Source organism: Bacillus sp. ES1-5 (assembly GCF_022487605.1).
Classification (GTDB): Bacteria; Bacillota; Bacilli; order Bacillales; family Bacillaceae_G; genus Bacillus_A; species Bacillus_A wiedmannii.
This window is the reverse complement of record NZ_JAKVPU010000010.1, coordinates 1-16,293: the sequence shown is the minus strand read 5'-3', so window position 1 is coordinate 16,293 and position 16,293 is coordinate 1. Positions and strand designations below refer to the sequence as shown.

Sequence of the window (16,293 nt, the reverse complement as noted above, 5' to 3'; positions counted from 1 at the left end):
AAGGAGTGTTTTTCTAATGAAGCAAAACATCGGTACAATAAATGCCCTAATTCGAATTACACTCGGACTTATCCTCTTCGGCTGTAGTAGCGCTAAACTTGTACGCAAGCCGTGGTGCACTTGGTCTAACGTCTTGCTATGGATTGGTGCAATGAAAATCGCAGAGGGAATTGTTCGTTTCTGCCCTGTTGTTGAAATGTGGAAATTCGGAAAATACATGAATATGGGGGCATTTAAAATGCCTAGCATGAATTTTACTGAAAAGGGACATGCTAAAGAAGAAGTGAATCAAACTTCCAATCACGACAAACAACGGTCAAATGGAAGTTTTGACGCTTCTGACAAAGAGATTGAGTCAGCGATTGAAGATATAATCCTGGCAAAACCGCTTTGAATCATTTGTCACGATGCAAGATGCTCTCAAAGGGACTTAGCTGCTGCAGTGGGCGGTTAAGTCTTCTTTATTTTACCACAAAACAGAACGTACATTCTCGTTTCGGACCTCAAAATATACATAAGAGATACCTAATCAATAATTTCAGAAAATTAGGTGTAAATCCCTTGCATAAAATGATATAAAAGTGATATCATTTTTATATCAGGAGGCGATCGTATGAAAGAAAAACAAGTTTTTTATGTAAATGGTTTTCTCGGTATTATTGGGATTTTAATTTTAGCCGCTATCGGTGTATTTTTCCTTGTACAAGAGATTTTCATAGGAGCGGCATTAACTATTATTTTAGCCGCAGTTCTTGCTACAGGTATTGGTATTGTTCAACCAAACCAAGCGAAAGTCATTACGTTTTTCGGTAATTATTTAGGAACAATTCGTCAAAACGGTTTATTTTTAACAATTCCATTCGCATTCCGTCAAACTGTATCGTTACGTGTTGAAAACTTTAATAGTAAGAAGTTAAAAGTAAACGATATTGAGGGAAATCCAATTGAAATTGCAGCCGTTATCGTATATAAAGTAGTTGATTCTGCAAAAGCAATGTTCGGTGTTGAACATTACGATCGATTTGTAGAAATTCAAAGTGAAACAGCAATCCGCCACGTCGCAACAAAATATCCTTATGACAATTTCCAAGATGAAACTTGCATCACGTTACGCGGAAATACTGAAGAAATCTCTGAAGAATTAAAACGTGAGTTAGAAGCGCGCCTTGAAATCGCTGGCGTAGAAGTATTAGAAACTCGTTTAACACATTTAGCTTACGCAACAGAAATTGCCCATGCAATGTTACAACGTCAACAAGCAAAAGCAGTATTAGCTGCTAGAAAAGAGATTGTTGAAGGTGCTGTGAAGATGGCGAAAGATTCAATCCATATGTTAGATGAGGAAGGCGTACTTGAATTAGATGACGAGCGTAAAGCAAATATGGTGAACAACTTATTAGTTGCCATCGTTTCAGATAAAGGTGCGCAACCAGTTATTAATACAGGAAGCCTATACTAAAGGGTTGTAAATCATTATGGCTAAAAAGAAAAGCTTTCCATTACGTATTGATCCTGAATTACACGCAGTCATCGAAAAATGGGCGAATGATGAGTTCCGTAGCGTCAATGCACACATCGAGTATTTACTTCGAGAAATGGCAAAGCAAAAAGGAAAATTGAAAAAAGATAAAGATGCATAAAAAATCCCGCTGAGAAATCAGCGGGATTTTTTAATACAATGATGATGTTTTCTTTGTAATTATATTGAAAAATAAAAATATAACATTATTAATAGAGGTGGTTCGCTTTGCCTATAAAACATTACTATAAAAAAACGAGTTTATTATTTATTGCACTACTCTCATTCAATCTTGTCGCTTGCTCAAATAAACGACCAACAATTGATACATCCAATAAAGAATATAGTTTTGAAACCGCCGAAAAATATGGTGATGTCATTCAAAAGAATGACACAGTTTACAATATCGAAAAATTAGATACCTTCATTAAAAAATATAATTCAAATAAGAGTCACGCTATTCGAATCACTCGATTTAACGAAAAAGATGAACCTCTCATTATAGATTTAACAGTAAAAAAAGGAAGAGAAACGACATCTTTGTATTATGATGTTGATTACTCAAAAACAAGAGACCGAAATACAGAAAACCAAAAAAATCAATATTCCAATAGTAGTTGCTAAAAAATTCCAAAGAAAGTTTCATCAACAGCAATAACTTATCAATTACAATGCCCTGATATTATGGAGCTTATAAAAGTTCCTAAATAAAATAATATGAAAAGCGGAGAATGAACTACATCATTCTCCGCTTTTCGTACCGCTAAAAAATTTAATATTACTAGCTTCTCGTCATCGCATGCCCAATTGCACGATATCCTATATCACTTCGGTAAAATAGACCATCACTCTCGATTTTGCCGATTTCTTTATACACCTTATCTTTCGCTTCTTGTAAACTATTTGCCTTACAAGCAACAAATAGTACACGGCCACCGTTTGTTACAAAATCACCATGCTTCATCGCTGTGCCTGAATGGAAAACAATCGCATCTTGCAGTGCATCTAATCCTTTAATAATGTCACCTTTTTTATATGCTTCTGGATATCCTTTCGAAGCAAGTACAACACCAATTACTGCTTCCTCTGACCATTGTAACGTTAGCTCACTTTCATCTAATACAGCGTTACATACATCAACTAAATCGTTTTCTAAGCGAGGTAATACTACTTCTGTTTCAGGATCGCCAAAGCGGGCATTAAATTCAATTACCTTTGGACCATCATTTGTTAAAATAAGACCTGCGTATAAAATACCTGTAAACGAACGGTTTTCTGCAATCATCGCTTTAGCAGTTGGATGTAATACCGTTTTTATCGCCTCTTGAACTGCTGATTCTGGAATTTGTGGCACTGGAGAATACGCACCCATTCCGCCTGTATTTGGACCTTTATCCCCATCAAAAGCGCGTTTATGATCTTGAGCAATTACCATCGGATGTACGGTTGTTCCATTCACGAATGCCATTAATGAAAATTCTTGTCCATCTAGAAACTCTTCAATAACGACCTTCTTGCTTGCTTCACCGAATTTCACATCTTGCAGCATTTCTTTCACAGCTTGTAATGCCTCTTCAAGCGTCATTGCTACCGTTACACCTTTACCAGCAGCTAGGCCGTCAGCTTTAATAACGATTGGCGCACCAACTTTTTGAATATACTGTACTGCTCCTTCATAATCTGTAAAAGTTTCATATGCCGCAGTTGGAATATCATATTTTTTCATCAATTCTTTCGTAAAAGCCTTACTACCTTCAATAACAGCAGCCGCTTTATTTGGGCCAAACACACGAAGTCCCTCTTCTTTAAAGCGATCAACAATTCCATTCATAAGCGGAATTTCTGGTCCAACGAAAGTTAATTCAACCTTATTCTCTTTAGCAAATAAAACTAATGCGTCAAAATCATTTTCATCAATATCAACTGGTATTGCAACATCGCGCATACCTTCATTACCCGGTGCTACATATACCTTTTCCACCTTTTCAGATTGCGCAAACTTCCAAGCTAAAGCATGCTCACGCCCACCGCGGCCAATTACTAAAACATTCATATTTCATCCCCCAATACTTAAATAAGTACAAACTAGAAGCTCTGCTCCTAGTTTGTTTTCATATCAATAAAGGTTTAAAAAGGAGGATCAAGAACAACGACGACATGCGACATTTATCTTGACCGGACCTTTTAAACATCCATATCAATAGAAGTTTAAAAGGGAGGATCGAGAGAACCGAGCAGGTCGAGGCGCATTCGCCAGGAGGACACGGAGTGTAGTTTTCCTACATGAGTACCGCACTGGCAATGTAACGACGACATGCGACAGTTATCTTGACCGGATCTTTTAAACATCCTCTATTAATGTTTGAAATGACGTACGCCAGTGAACACCATCGTAATCCCATACTTATCCGCCACTTTGATAGAATCTTCGTCACGGATTGATCCGCCTGGTTGAATGATTGCTGTAATCCCTGCTTTTGCTGCTTCTTCTACTGTATCTGGCATTGGGAAGAAAGCATCAGATGCAAGTGCGCTACCTTGTGCTTTTTCACTAGCTTGTGTAATTGCGATTTTTGCAGAACCTACACGATTCATCTGTCCTGCACCTACACCAACTGTCATGTTATCATTCGCTAAAACAATTGCGTTTGATTTCACATGTTTTACAACTTTCCAAGCTAGTTTTAAATCTTTCCACTCTTGCTCTGATGGTTCACGTTTTGTCGGAATTGAAATTGTACTTTCATCTAATGATAACGTATCTTCCTCTTGAACGAGAAGACCACCTTGTACAGAAGTTAGTTTTTTGCTTGCACTTGTCGCTTTTTCAATATTTACAGTTAGCAGACGTAAGTTTTTCTTACTTTGCAATACTTCTAAAGCTTCTTTTGAGAAAGAAGGTGCAATAATGATTTCTAAGAAAATTTCGTGTAACTTTTCTGCTGTAGCTTTATCAATTTCACGATTTGCTGCAATAATTCCACCAAAGATTGATACTGGATCTGCTTCATAAGCGCGTGTGTATGCTTCATGAATATCAGTACCCACTCCAACACCACATGGATTCATATGTTTTACTGCTACTACTGCTGGCTCTGTAAATTCTTTTACAATACTAAGTGCTGCATCTGCATCGTTAATATTGTTGTAAGATAATTCTTTACCGTGTAATTGTTCTGCGTATGCAACAGAAGAAGTTACAGCGAATGGTGCTTTATAGAATGTTGCTTTTTGATGTGGATTTTCTCCATAGCGTAAATCTTGTTTTTTCTCAAATGTCACTGTTAATGTTTCTGGGCTTTCTTCACCCATTTGCTCTGTTAAGTAGTTAGAGATTAACGCATCATATGCCGCTGTATGACGGAATACTTTCGCTGCTAATTTACGTTTCGTTTCTTCTTTTACTTCACCGTTCTCTTTCAGTTCTGCTAATACAACATCGTAATCTACTGGATCTACAATTACCGATACAAATTTATGATTTTTCGCAGCAGAGCGAATCATTGTTGGACCACCGATATCAATATTTTCAATTGCATCAGCAAATGTTACATCAGGCTTAGCGATTGTTTCTTTGAATGGGTATAAGTTAACAACAACAAAATCAATTGGCTGCATACCTAACTCATTCATTTGCGCTACATGCGTTTCATTATCGCGAACTGCTAATAGACCACCATGAATGTTTGGATGTAATGTTTTTACGCGGCCATCCATAATTTCCGGGAACCCAGTTACTTCAGAAATACCAATTACTTGTAAGCCATTTTCTTCTAGTAATTTTTTCGTACCACCTGTTGAGATAACTTCGATCCCTTGTTCTAGTAAACCTTTAACAAATTCCACTACTCCTGTTTTATCTGAAACACTTACTAATGCACGCTTTTTCATTTATCCTTCACCCCTGGTTGTATGTTAGTTAACAGTTGGTTCTTTCACAGATTGAACAATTTGATTCACTGTATTTACGTATAATTTATGTTCAACTTGTTGAATTTTCTTTTGTAAGCTTTCTCTCGTATCCCCTTCAGAAACAACTACTGCTTCTTGCGCAATAATTGGTCCTGTATCCATACCTGCATCTACATAATGAATCGTTACTCCAGTTACTTTCACACCTGCTTCTAACGCTTGACCAACAGCATCTTTCCCTGGAAAACTCGGTAATAGTGATGGATGAATATTAATAATCCTTCCGCCATAAGCTTCTAGTAATGTCGGCCCAATTAAACGCATATATCCAGCTAAAATAACATAATCAATTTCATACTCTTCTAGCTTCTTTAATATTTCTTTTTCAAACGCTTCTTTTGATCCATATGCTTTCGTTGAAAAAGCGAAACATGGAATATGATGATAATGTGCCCGTCCAACAACACGTGCTTCTGGTTTATCACATACTAATAAACTAATATCTGCGTCTAATCTATTTTCTTCTACCGCATTGATGAGAGATTGAAAGTTAGAGCCGCTTCCAGAAGCAAAAACTGCTAATCTACTCATAGTGCTGTGCCCCCATTGAAGGTAACGCCAGTCCCTTGTACAGTACGTCCAATAATACGAGCTGTTTCTCCTTGCTCTTCAAGAAGACGAACAATATCTTTTGCCTCTTCTTCCTTCACTGCTACTACCATACCAATACCCATGTTAAAAATATTGAACATTTCTTTCTCTTCTAGTTTTCCTACTTCTTGAAGTAAACTGAAGATCGGTTGAATTTTCCAAGATCCTAATTCAATTTCTGCACCGATTCCTTCTGGTAACATACGTGGAATATTTTCAATGAATCCGCCACCTGTAATATGCGCCATACCGTATACTTCATATTTCTTCAATAGTTCTAAAATAGGTTTGACATAAATTTTCGTTGGTTTTAATAATTCTTCACCAAGAGGTAGTTCTAAGCGTCCGTAAATGCGATCTAAAGATAGTTCTCCATCTTCTAGTAATACTTTTCGTACTAAAGAATAACCGTTACTATGAATACCGCTAGATGCTAAGCCAATTAATACTTGACCAGCTTCAATTTTTTCACCTGTTACAATTTTCTTTTTATCAACAATTCCAACTGTAAAACCAGCTAAATCGTATTCTTCCGTAGAATACATTCCTGGCATTTCAGCTGTTTCTCCACCAATTAATGCACAACCAGCTTGGCGACAGCCCTCTGATATACCTTTGACGATGTTTTCAATTTTACTAGGTTCAGCTTTACCACAAGCAATATAATCAAGGAAGAAAAGCGGCTCTGCTCCTTGGACAACAATATCATTTACACACATTGCTACTGCATCAATACCAATTGTGTCATGTTTATCTGCCATAAAAGCGAGCATCAATTTTGTCCCCACGCCATCTGTTCCAGATACCAATACAGGTTCTTCTAATGCAAATTTTGATAAATCAAACATACCTCCAAAACCGCCTAGACCGCCTAGTACTTCTTTTCTCATTGTTGTTTGTACGTGTTTTTTCATGCGAGATACCGCTTCATATCCAGCTTCAATATCTACTCCTGCTTGCTTATATGCATTCGCCATCGTTATCTACACCTCGTCTTTTAATTTCTCCCTATTCAGGGCGGGCTGTTTTAAGAAAGAAGCTAGCTTCTACATCAAAAGAAGTAGAAGCTTTTTTCTTCTTATTTCATACTTTCTAAAAGCTCTTGCTCATAATCATAAAGAGCTGTTGGATAATCTCCATTGAAGTACGCCATACATAGACCGCCGTACTTCCCTTCATATGGACGCCCAATTGCATCTACTAATCCATCTTCACTTAAAAATGTTAAAGAATCTGCTCCGATGATTTGACGGATTTCTTCTATTGAATTATTTGCTGCGATTAATTCTTTTCTCGTTTGAATATCAATGCCATAGAAACATGGATACTTAAGAGGTGGTGAAGCAATTCTTACATGGACTTCTGTCGCTCCAGCCTCGCGAAGCATACGAACAATTCGTTTACTCGTCGTTCCTCTTACGATAGAATCATCAATCATCACAACTCGTTTTCCTTCAACTACGCCTCTTACTGCTGAAAGCTTCATCTTAACCCCTTGCTCACGCAGTTCTTGAGAAGGTTGAATGAACGTACGTCCAACGTAACGATTTTTAATTAATCCTAACTCATACGGAATTCCTGTCGCCTCCGCATAACCAATTGCCGCTGAAATACTAGAGTCTGGTACACCAGTAACAACATCAGCTTCAATAGGAGCTTCTGCCGCCAAACGTTTTCCCATGTTTTTACGTGCTGCATGGACGTTAATACCTGCAATATTAGAATCCGGACGTGCAAAGTAAATGTACTCCATACTACAAATTGCATGATCTACTTCATTTGTAAAACGATCTACGTGAATTCCTTCATCATTGATGATCAGTAATTCACCTGGTTCTACATCACGAATGTATGTTGCACCTACTACATCGAAAGCACATGTTTCTGATGCTACAACGTAAGCATCTCCCATCTTTCCAATTGAAAGCGGACGGAATCCATTCGGATCTAGCGCAACAATCATTTCATTTCCAGTTAGTAAAAGATATGCAAACGCACCTTTCACTTTATTTAGGGCCTCTTTTACACTTTCAATTAAAGTATCTTTCGTACTACGTTTAATGAGATGTAGAAGTACCTCTGTATCTGAACTTGTTTGGAAAATACTTCCCTCTGCCTCTAATTCACGACGAAGCATCTTTGCGTTAATTAAATTTCCGTTATGAGCTAACGCCATACTATGATCAGAAAAACGGAATAATAATGGTTGAACATTAGCAACTTCACTTCCACCAGCTGTCGCATATCGTACGTGTCCAATTGCTGATTTTCCGTTTAAGCCTTCTAGTTCACCTCTTGAAAATACTTCCGATATTAAACCTAACCCCTTGTGACCGACGATTTTCTCACCATTATTTACAACGATGCCTGCGCCTTCTTGTCCACGGTGCTGTAAACTATGCAATCCGTAGTACGAAACTTGTGCTGCATTTTCATGCCCCCAAATTCCAAAAACGCCACATTCTTCATTTAACCCCTTTATTTCAGCAAGCATGGGATTGCCCCTTTCCAAGCCTTTCTCATTTCATCTACATTTGCTGTAAGTAATACTTCATTTTCTTCATTATGAATTGTTACTTCATTTGTATTTGTCACTTCTCCAACTTGAATTGCTTCTACCGCTTTCTCAAACGCTTCTTTATTTTCACGTTTTACAGTTATAACGAAGCGCGATTGTGATTCAGCGAATAATGCTGCTGTTGCTTCTCCATCTAATTTCACAGTAGCACCTAAACCTTTTGCACCAATTGCGCTTTCAGTAATCGCAACTGATAAACCACCTTCTGCAACATCATGAGCAGATTGAATAAGGCCAGCTTGAATTGCTGCTAATACTTGTTTTTGGCGCTTTAATTCTACATCTAGATCGATGCTTGGTGATTGACCGAAAATTTTGCCGTGAATCATTTTCTGTAATTCACTTCCACCAAACTCAGCTTTCGTCTCTCCGATGATATAAACTAAATCGCCAGCTTGCTTAAACTCTTGTGTTGTTACATGTTTTAAATCGTGTACAAGTCCAACCATCCCAACTGTCGGTGTTGGGTATACAGCTTCACCACTACGTTCGTTATACATTGATACGTTTCCGCCGATAACTGGCGTTTGTAATGTGCGACAAGCTTCACTCATACCATCTACTGATTTCTCAATTTGCCAGAAGATTTCTGGTTTTTCTGGATTACCGAAGTTTAAGCAATCTGTAATTGCAAGTGGCTCTCCCCCAGAACATACGATATTACGTGCTGCCTCTGCTACTGCAATTTTACCGCCCACTTCTGGATCTAAATAGATGTAGCGAGAGTTACAATCTGTCGTCATTGCTAATCCTTTTTCTGTACCACGTACACGTACAACTGCTGCATCTGAACCTGGTGTAACAACTGTGCTTGTGCGAACTTGATAATCATATTGATCATAAACCCACTCTTTACTTGCAATCGTCGGTTGTTGTAATAGAGCGAATAACGTTTCTTTATAATTTTCTACTTTTGGTGTTTCCATTTTCATTGCCTGGAATTCAGCAAAGTATGCTGCTTCTTTTGATGGCTTATGATAAATTGGTGCTTCTTCCGCAAGAGCATCTGCTGGTACTTCAGCTACCTTTTCACCTTTATGGAATAAGCGAAGCATTTTGTCTTCCGTTACTTTCCCCATCGTAACGGCTGCAAGACCATACTTCTCAAATAAATCTACTATTTCTTGCTCTCTACCCTTTTTCACAACGATTAACATACGTTCTTGTGATTCAGATAGCATCATTTCATATGGTGTCATTCCTGTTTCGCGCTGTGGTACATCATCTAAGTACATTTCAATACCCATACCTGCTTTACTTGCCATTTCTGCAGAAGATGATGTTAAACCAGCTGCACCCATATCTTGAATTCCAACAAGTGCATCCGACTGAATAAGTTCTAAGCAAGCTTCAATAAGAAGTTTCTCCATAAATGGATCTCCTACTTGAACTGCTGGACGCTTCGCTTCTGAGCTTTCAGATAACTCTTCAGATGCGAATGTTGCACCGTGAATACCGTCACGACCAGTTGATGCTCCTACGTACATTACTGTATTTCCAGCACCGTGCGCTTGCCCCTTTTTAATATCTTCATGATTAATTAAGCCTACGCACATTGCATTTACAAGTGGATTTCCTTCATAACATGGATCAAACTGTACTTCGCCGCCAACAGTCGGAATGCCGATACAGTTACCGTATCCTGCAATCCCTGCTACTACTTCTTCGAATAAATATTTCACACGTGGTGACTGTAATTCACCGAAGCGAAGTGAGTTTAATAGAGCTACCGGGCGTGCTCCCATAGAGAATACGTCACGGATAATACCACCAACGCCTGTTGCTGCTCCTTGATATGGTTCAATAGCAGAAGGATGGTTATGACTTTCCATTTTAAATACAACCGCTTGATTATCACCGATATCTACAATTCCAGCACCTTCCCCAGGTCCTTGCAGAACGCGCTCACCTGTTGTTGGGAATTTTCGAAGTACTGGTTTTGAATTTTTATAACTGCAATGTTCAGACCACATAACAGAGAATAATCCTGTTTCTGTATAATTTGGCAGACGGCCTAAAATCTTTTCAACCATGGCAAACTCTTCGTCTGTTAGCCCCATTTCCGCATATATGCGCTCTTCTTTAATTTGTGTTGGATTTGGTTCAAGCATTAACGACATATGTTTCCCTCCACTGTTTTAAGATAGATTGAAAGACTTTTAACCCTTCAGCACCGCCAAGTAATTCATCTACAGCACGCTCTGGGTGTGGCATCATACCAAGTACATTTCCTTTTTCATTTACAATACCAGCAATATCTGAAACGCTTCCATTCGGGTTTTCTACGTAACGGAATGCGATTTGATTATTCTCTTCTAATTGTTTAAGAGTCTCTTCATCACAATAGTAGTTCCCCTCACCATGCGCGATTGGAATATTGATTACTTCATCTTTTTCATATTGTGATGTAAACATCGTTTCATTATTTTCAACACGCAGCTGAACTGTTCGGCACATAAATTTTAAGTTTTCGTTTCTCATTAACGCTCCTGGTAGTAATCCTGATTCAACAAGAATCTGGAATCCATTACATACACCTAAAATCGGCTTTCCTTGCTCAGCAGCTTTTTGCACTGCTTTCATTGCATTCGCGAAGCGAGAAATAGCACCACAACGTAAATAGTCACCGTAAGAGAATCCACCAGGTAGTAAAATTGCATCATATTCATCTAAATTCTCTCTATCGTGCCAAACGTAATCTACTTCTTCACCAAGCTCATCTTTAATTGCATGGAACATATCGACATCACAGTTCGAACCTGGGAATACTATGACTGCAAATTTCACTGTGCGACAACCTCCTCAACTTCATAACGGAAGTCTTCCATTACAACGTTTGTTAATAGTTTTTCACACATTTCTTTTACCTTTGCGTCAAGGTCAGATACTGATTTATCAATTGTTAATTCCATATATTTTCCGATTCGAACGTCTTGTACTTCTGTGAATGAAAGACTATGAAGTGCCCCTTTTACTGCTGTTCCTTGTGGATCTAATACACTTTCTCTTAACGTTACATATACCTTAACTTTATACATGCGAAATTCCCCCTAAACGTTTTAAAATCTCTTCATAAGCTTCTGTTAAATTTCCAAGGTCACGACGGAATACGTCTTTATCAAATTTTTCATTGCTCGTTTCATCCCATAAACGGCAAGTATCTGGTGAAATTTCATCCGCTAAAATGATTTCCCCTTCATCTGTTACACCAAACTCTAATTTAAAATCTACTAATCTTACACGACAGCTTGCGAAATGATCAATCAACACTTGATTGATTTGTAGAGCCATATCTCGTAATACGCTTACTTGCTCTGGTGATGCAACGTTTAATACACGAATATGATCTTCCGTTACAAGCGGATCTCCTAAATCATCATCTTTGAAGTAAAATTCTACGATTGGTTCTGCAAGTACAGTTCCCTCTTCCATTCCTAATCGTTTTGAAAGACTTCCTGCAATTACATTTCTTGTGACAACTTCTAGAGGAATAATACTCACTTTTTTAACAAGTTGCTCTGTTTCAGATAACTTCTCTACGAAATGTGTTTTTATTCCTACTTCTTGTAACTTTCTGAACAATAAAGTTGTAATCTCATTGTTCAAACGACCTTTTCCTGTAATCGTCTCTTTTTTCTCCCCATTGAAAGCAGTCGCACTATCTTTGTACTCTACCCAAACCATATCTGCTGATTCTGTACGATAAATTCTTTTTGCCTTACCTTCATACAGCAATTCTAGCTTTTGCATTTCGCAAGCCCCCTGTAGTTTGAAAAATGTGAATAATGTTTTTATAAAGAATGGCACAGAATGACTCTATTCTGTGCCATATGAAATTTTACGCTTCGTTTAACCCAAGGCGTTCAAAGATTGTATCAACGTGTTGCATATGATGCTCATAGTTGAAGCATTCATTAATTTCTTCTTGTGATAACTTGCTCGTAATACGCTCATCAGCTTCTACAAGCTCTTTAAATTGTACTTGTGTTTCCCAAGCTTCCATCGCTTTAGGCTGTACGATATCATAAGCTTCTTCACGTACCATACCTTTGTCGATTAATGTAAGCATTACACGCTGAGAATAAATTAAGCCGTATGTTCTTGTCATATTGCGTTTCATATTCTCTGGGTATACAGTTAAGTTTTTAACGATATTACCAAAGCGATTTAGCATGTAATTTAATGCGATTGTAGCATCTGGTAAAATTACGCGTTCTGCCGAAGAGTGAGAAATATCACGCTCATGCCATAATGGAACATTCTCATAAGCTGTCATCATATAACCGCGGATAACACGAGCTAAACCAGTCATATTTTCTGATCCAATTGGATTACGTTTATGTGGCATTGCAGAAGAACCTTTTTGGCCTTTTGCGAAAGCTTCTTCAACTTCACGTGTTTCACTCTTTTGTAAACCACGAATCTCAACTGCCATCTTTTCGATAGATGTTGCGATTAGTGCAAGTGTTGACATGTAATGAGCATGGCGATCACGTTGCAATGTTTGTGTTGAAATTGGTGCTGCTTCTAATCCTAAGTTTTCACAAACATACTTTTCTACGAATGGATCGATATTTGCGTATGTACCAACCGCACCAGATAATTTACCAACGCGAACTGTATCAGCAGCTTGTTTGAAACGCTCTACGTTACGTTTCATTTCTTCATACCAAAGACCAAGTTTTAAACCAAATGTTGTTGGTTCTGCATGAACACCGTGTGTTCTTCCCATCATGATCGTGTATTTATGCTCTTTCGCTTTGTTAGCTAAAATGCTTACAAAGTTTTCTAAGTCTTTTAGTATGATTTCATTCGCTTGTTTTAAGATGTAAGATAACGCTGTATCTACTACGTCTGTAGATGTTAAACCGTAATGAACCCATTTACGTTCCTCACCTAATGTTGGTGTTTCTGATACAGCACGAGTGAATGCAACTACGTCATGACGTGTCTCTTTTTCAATTTCATAAATACGATCAATATCAAATGATGCATGCTCACGAATTTTTTTAACATCTTCTTTTGGAATATCGCCAAGCTCAGCCCATGCTTCACAAGCTAAAATCTCAACTTCTAACCACGCTTTAAATTTGTTCTCTTCCGTCCAAATTGCACCCATTTCTGGGCGTGTATAACGACTAATCATCTTTTTCCCTCCAACAGTTGTTCTTGATGGTCCCAAATATGCAAACTCTTCGCTTTTTCTAGAGCGACTTCAATATTATCATTTAAAATATTAACATGCCCCATTTTTCGCTGCGCTTTTGCTTCTTCTTTTCCATACAAGTGTAAATAGCACCCGGTTAATCTATTCACTTGTCTTAGGACCCCTTCTATATGTTCGCCTAAAATGTTTACCATGACAACTGGTTTTAACAAATTTGTTTCTCCAAGAGGTAAATTACAGATTGCTCGAATATGTTGACCGAATTGACTCGTTTCACATGCATCCTGTGTATAGTGTCCTGAATTGTGAGGTCTTGGTGCTAATTCATTAATATAAATCTCACCATCAGCTGTAGCAAACATCTCTACCGCTAGTGTTCCCACAAGTTCTAGTTCATCCGCGAGCACTTTTGCATAAGCAATTGCTTTTTGAGAAAGTTCTTCTGTAATGCGAGCTGGAACGATAGATTCATGCAAAATGTTATTTACATGAATATTTTCCGCTACCGGAAATACTTTCGTTTCACCACTTACACTACGAATCACAATGACTGATACTTCTTTTTCAAAAGGCACCCATTTCTCTAAAATACACTCTGCTGCATTCGCAAGCTCTCGTGCTTTATCAACGTCAGCCTCACTTCTTAAAACAACTTGACCTTTCCCATCATATCCACCTGTCGTCGTTTTCAAGACGGAAGGATATGATAACTCAGTGATTGCTTCAGTAAGCTGATCTTGATTTTGAACTAATCTATACGTTGCTACTGGTAGCCCAGCTTTCTCAATCGCATTCTTTTCTGTAAAACGATTTTGTGTTTTACTTAACAACTGACTGCCTTGCGGTAAGTAAGCATGTTTTTCAAGCCATTGTAAACATCTATAATCAATATTCTCAAATTCATATGTGACAACATCACTAATCTCCGCTAAATGCTGAATTGCTTTTAAATCGTCATAAGGTGCAACAATTTCAATATCAGCAACTTGTGCACATGGTGAATTTTTTGTAGGATCTAAAACAGCAATTTTATATCCCATTTCCTTAGCTGCCAATGCCAGCATTCTTCCTAGCTGGCCGCCTCCAATAATGCCGATTGTTTTTCCAGGTAAAATGATTCTCGTCATACTAGCTCACTACCTTCGCGCACATCTTTTTTAATTGCTTCTCTTCTCAATTCTAATGCATCATGTATATCATCGTGGAATGATCCAAGTATTTGTGCAGCAAGTAAACCAGCATTTGTTGAACCAGCCTTACCAATTGCAACAGTTGCAACTGGAACCCCTCCTGGCATTTGGACGATGGATAATAATGAATCTAAGCCGTTTAACGCTTTTGATTGAACTGGAACTCCGATTACAGGAATATTCGTCTTCGCTGCAACCATCCCTGGTAAATGCGCTGCTCCACCAGCTCCAGCAATAATAACTTTCAACCCACGTTCACGAGCCGTCTCTGCATATTCAAACATATAATCCGGAGTCCGATGAGCAGATACAACTTTTTTCTCATACGGTATATTTAATTCATCTAAAATGTCACAAGCATATTTCATTGTTTCCCAGTCTGACGTGCTTCCCATTATGACTCCAACTAGTGATTTCATATTAGAATCCCCCCGATTCAAATAAAAAAAGCCTGAAATAGAACAGTTTCTCTTTTACTATGAGAGAAAGCGCTCTACTCAGGCATACGTATCCCTTGTGAATAGAAAAATACCGAGTGACTTTCCCTCATAGTCTAACGAATAACGGTCGTTAGGTAGAGACTTGCAGGCCATATCCCCGCGATTATATGAGGTCTTATATATTATTCTTTCTATGGCTATATTAACAATATTTCATAAACAATGTCAATAAATAATCGAATGTTTTTTTATTACTCACCAATAACGTTCGTGTTTTAGTTATATTCAAAAGAATAATTGTAACTATATGCAAGAAGGATAAGAAATTAGAATATATATTTCTAGAGATCTATTGTACACATAACAATTTGTATACTTATTCCGTATGCTTTAATATAAAGCATATCATTTATATTCATTTTATTTATAAGGAAGACAATAATGAAAAAACGAACTACACTTTTTTCCTATTTATTCCTTTTTATAGCAGTCATTGCTGTAATGATTGAATACTTATTTATATCATCCCACTTTTTAAAATATATACTTGTGGTAGAAATAACGTTTCCTATCATAAAGATTATTTTAGGAACACTCGGAAAACCTAGAAAACAAAAAATCATTGCTATTACTTTAAATAGCTTCATTTTCATCCTTTTTTCTTCTTTAGGGTTATTAAATTTATGGATTATGATATTTAGTAAATAAAAATAAACACAAAAAAACCTAAGTCGAATCGACTTAGGTTTTTGCTTGGCGACGTCCTACTCTCACAGGGACAAGGTCCCAACTACCATCGGCGCTAGAGAGCTTAACTTCCGTGTTCGGTATGGGAA

Annotated in this window: 16 protein-coding genes, 1 rRNA gene, 1 pseudogene and 1 riboswitch; of the genes and pseudogenes, 5 read left to right on the top strand and 13 right to left on the bottom strand. The window is 37.7% G+C overall.

The window, feature by feature from the left end; genetic code table 11:
- Window positions 1-16 precede the first annotated feature (16 nt).
- The 4 genes and pseudogenes from MKO96_RS24095 to MKO96_RS24080 all read left to right on the top strand — a co-directional run bounded on the left by MKO96_RS24095 (window position 17) and on the right by MKO96_RS24080 (window position 2,230).
- On the top strand, window positions 17-394 hold the full coding sequence (locus tag MKO96_RS24095; protein ID WP_240588911.1) for a YgaP family membrane protein: 378 nt from the start codon (window positions 17-19) through the stop codon (window positions 392-394).
- Window positions 395-613: 219 nt separating this feature from the next.
- Entirely contained in the window at window positions 614-1,459 is an 846-nt protein-coding gene (locus tag MKO96_RS24090; protein ID WP_000660682.1) for an SPFH domain-containing protein, read from the top strand.
- A gap of 16 nt (window positions 1,460-1,475) precedes the next feature.
- A complete protein-coding gene (locus tag MKO96_RS24085; protein ID WP_001085171.1) occupies window positions 1,476-1,640 on the top strand; it encodes a type II toxin-antitoxin system antitoxin in 165 nt (54 codons plus the stop codon).
- A 107-nt stretch (window positions 1,641-1,747) separates the two neighbouring features.
- Window positions 1,748-2,230 (top strand): annotated as a pseudogene (locus MKO96_RS24080) (DUF4362 domain-containing protein).
- Between the two features lie 70 nt (window positions 2,231-2,300).
- Here the strand turns inward: MKO96_RS24080 and purD are convergent.
- From purD to purE, 12 genes are all read right to left on the bottom strand, one after another.
- A complete protein-coding gene (purD, locus tag MKO96_RS24075; protein ID WP_240588910.1) occupies window positions 2,301-3,572 on the bottom strand; it encodes a phosphoribosylamine--glycine ligase in 1,272 nt (423 codons plus the stop codon).
- A 302-nt stretch (window positions 3,573-3,874) separates the two neighbouring features.
- Window positions 3,875-5,410 (bottom strand): bifunctional phosphoribosylaminoimidazolecarboxamide formyltransferase/IMP cyclohydrolase, encoded by a 1,536-nt coding sequence (gene purH, locus MKO96_RS24070; RefSeq protein WP_000745431.1) that lies wholly within the window; start codon window positions 5,408-5,410, stop codon window positions 3,875-3,877.
- A 24-nt stretch (window positions 5,411-5,434) separates the two neighbouring features.
- The gene (gene purN / locus MKO96_RS24065; protein ID WP_087979214.1) at window positions 5,435-6,022 is read right to left on the bottom strand and encodes a phosphoribosylglycinamide formyltransferase; all 588 of its coding nucleotides are present in this window, start codon (window positions 6,020-6,022) and stop codon (window positions 5,435-5,437) included.
- The gene (gene purM, locus MKO96_RS24060; RefSeq protein ID WP_001262447.1) at window positions 6,019-7,059 is read right to left on the bottom strand and encodes a phosphoribosylformylglycinamidine cyclo-ligase; all 1,041 of its coding nucleotides are present in this window, start codon (window positions 7,057-7,059) and stop codon (window positions 6,019-6,021) included. Before purM ends, purN begins: the two co-directional genes overlap by 4 nt.
- A gap of 101 nt (window positions 7,060-7,160) precedes the next feature.
- On the bottom strand, window positions 7,161-8,576 hold the full coding sequence (purF, locus tag MKO96_RS24055) for an amidophosphoribosyltransferase (protein WP_000879036.1): 1,416 nt from the start codon (window positions 8,574-8,576) through the stop codon (window positions 7,161-7,163).
- The gene (purL, locus tag MKO96_RS24050) at window positions 8,561-10,780 is read right to left on the bottom strand and encodes a phosphoribosylformylglycinamidine synthase II (RefSeq protein ID WP_240588909.1); all 2,220 of its coding nucleotides are present in this window, start codon (window positions 10,778-10,780) and stop codon (window positions 8,561-8,563) included. The genes purF and purL overlap by 16 nt, the downstream gene beginning before the upstream one ends.
- Window positions 10,764-11,447: a phosphoribosylformylglycinamidine synthase subunit PurQ gene (gene purQ / locus MKO96_RS24045; RefSeq protein ID WP_000666772.1), complete on the bottom strand. Its 684-nt coding sequence runs from the start codon at window positions 11,445-11,447 to the stop codon at window positions 10,764-10,766. The genes purL and purQ overlap by 17 nt, the downstream gene beginning before the upstream one ends.
- A complete protein-coding gene (purS, locus tag MKO96_RS24040; RefSeq protein ID WP_000278821.1) occupies window positions 11,444-11,698 on the bottom strand; it encodes a phosphoribosylformylglycinamidine synthase subunit PurS in 255 nt (84 codons plus the stop codon). Before purS ends, purQ begins: the two co-directional genes overlap by 4 nt.
- Window positions 11,691-12,410 (bottom strand): phosphoribosylaminoimidazolesuccinocarboxamide synthase, encoded by a 720-nt coding sequence (gene purC, locus MKO96_RS24035; RefSeq protein WP_001170543.1) that lies wholly within the window; start codon window positions 12,408-12,410, stop codon window positions 11,691-11,693. The genes purS and purC overlap by 8 nt, the downstream gene beginning before the upstream one ends.
- A gap of 88 nt (window positions 12,411-12,498) precedes the next feature.
- Window positions 12,499-13,806, bottom strand: coding sequence for an adenylosuccinate lyase (purB, locus tag MKO96_RS24030; RefSeq protein WP_000625686.1), 1,308 nt, complete (start codon window positions 13,804-13,806; stop codon window positions 12,499-12,501).
- Entirely contained in the window at window positions 13,803-14,954 is a 1,152-nt protein-coding gene (purK, locus tag MKO96_RS24025) for a 5-(carboxyamino)imidazole ribonucleotide synthase (RefSeq protein ID WP_060486862.1), read from the bottom strand. Before purK ends, purB begins: the two co-directional genes overlap by 4 nt.
- Window positions 14,951-15,436, bottom strand: coding sequence for a 5-(carboxyamino)imidazole ribonucleotide mutase (gene purE / locus MKO96_RS24020; RefSeq protein ID WP_240588908.1), 486 nt, complete (start codon window positions 15,434-15,436; stop codon window positions 14,951-14,953). Before purE ends, purK begins: the two co-directional genes overlap by 4 nt.
- 110 nt (window positions 15,437-15,546) lie before the next feature.
- Window positions 15,547-15,648: riboswitch (purine riboswitch) on the bottom strand.
- Window positions 15,649-15,898: 250 nt separating this feature from the next.
- Here purE and MKO96_RS24015 point away from each other — a divergent pair.
- Window positions 15,899-16,165, top strand: coding sequence for a hypothetical protein (locus tag MKO96_RS24015; protein ID WP_240588907.1), 267 nt, complete (start codon window positions 15,899-15,901; stop codon window positions 16,163-16,165).
- A gap of 43 nt (window positions 16,166-16,208) precedes the next feature.
- Here MKO96_RS24015 and rrf read toward each other — a convergent pair.
- Window positions 16,209-16,293: ribosomal RNA gene (gene rrf, locus MKO96_RS29660) — 5S ribosomal RNA — on the bottom strand; the annotation flags it as partial.